The 1,528-nt window shown below is 64.1% G+C and carries 1 protein-coding gene; it reads right to left on the bottom strand.

The window, feature by feature from the left end:
• Positions 1-33: 33 nt before the first annotated feature.
• Entirely contained in the window at positions 34-1,251 is a 1,218-nt protein-coding gene (locus tag JW364_RS23935) for an IS110 family transposase (protein WP_159369979.1), read from the bottom strand.
• Between the last annotated feature and the right edge of the window lie 277 nt (positions 1,252-1,528).

Raw genomic sequence — 1,528 nt, 5'->3', positions numbered from 1 at the left:
CGAGCCACGAAGACATCCCAGGGGTGCAAGGTGTCAAGCGGCGAGGTTGGCGCGGTGGTTCCAGGCGGTGTGTTCGTTGTAGAGGGTGCGGTGTTTGAGGCAGCCGTGGAGGATGCCGATGAGCCGGTTGGCGAGCGCACGCAAGGCTTGGGGGTGGGACTTCTTCTGATCTCGCAGGCTGTCGTAGTAGACGCGGGCGCCGGGACTGCCGGTCAGCGCGCTTTGCGCCATCGCCATGGCCGCGGCGTTGAGGCGGGTGTTGCGGATATGGCGGGCCAGCACGACGTGCCCTTTGCCTGAGGCGATGGTCCGTGGTGAGGTGCCGGCATAGTTTCTGCGAGACTTGGCGGTGGCATAGCGTTCGGGGTCGTCCCCGAACTCGCCAAGCATCCGGGCGCCGGTGATGTCACCGACTCCGGGCATGGACAGGTAGATCTCGGCGTCCGGATGCGCTCTAAAAGACTGGGCCATACTGGTTTCCAGTTGATCAATTTGGGTGTTGAGCGTCGTCAGCATGTTCACCGTCACGGTCACGGTCGCCGCATACGCTGCGGTAAGTGCCTCCGGTGCGCTCAGATGACCGCCCCCACGCAGGGCCTGCTGGATCTCGCGGGCACGGGTATCGGTATTGCGTTGGCGGCCACCCTTTTTCAGAGCTGATCGGATCGCCGCGACCGTCAGTGCCGCTCCCTGTCGTGGGGTGGGAGCGCGACGCAACACCGCCAGGCAGTCTTTGTGGGCGAGGTCGCCGCCGAAGGCATCGACCGCGGCCGGATAGTAGGCGCCCAGTTGAGCGCGCAACACGTTCTGTTGTGCTGAGCGCGCCCACACCAGATTCTGATGCGTACGGGCCATCACCGTGATCGCCTTGACCTCGACGGTGTCGGCGGCGACCAATCGATGATTGTGCCGGTCGGTCCGCACCAGATCAGCCAGCGTTTTCGCGTCAGCCTTATCGGATTTGGTGCCCCCGACATGGTGGCGGTCGCGGTACCGCGACACCGACAACGGGTTGATCGCATACACCTGATAGCCCGCGGCGACCAGGGCGGCGACCCACATGCCGTGATCGGTTTCGATCCCCACCACCACCTCAGAGGGGTCGTGGGCGAACCGGGCGAGCAGGTCATGCATCGCCGTCACGCCGGCCGCGTTCTCGGGTAGTCGGCGGGTGGCCAGGGTGGTGCCGTGTTCATCCATCACGCACACGTCGTGATGATCCGACGCCCAGTCGTTGCCCACACAGATCATGTCGGTCGTTCACCTCGTCTTCGGTCGTCTCGATCGATCGTCGGTGTGAACCTTGGGGTGATCACCCTTGACGCGGCCTAATGGATCAGTGCTCACCCCACATGGTTCAGGGGGCACGACATCCCAGAAGCGTTCTAGCGGGTGATCCTTACCCGGCCGGGCCACGGTCTTCGTGTAGAAATCCGACACCGTTTCAGGGTCTCGGAGTGGTCACCGGCCGGGAAGGCTCACACAAACCAGCATCCCCTGCAGGACGCCGATCCACCCCCATTAGGGT

The sequence above is a fragment of the Gordonia sp. BP-119 genome (assembly GCF_016924115.1).
GTDB classification, from domain to species: Bacteria; Actinomycetota; Actinomycetes; order Mycobacteriales; family Mycobacteriaceae; genus Gordonia; species Gordonia hongkongensis.
The sequence above is the reverse complement of the archived record's forward strand: the minus strand, read 5'-3'. Positions and strand labels throughout refer to the sequence as shown.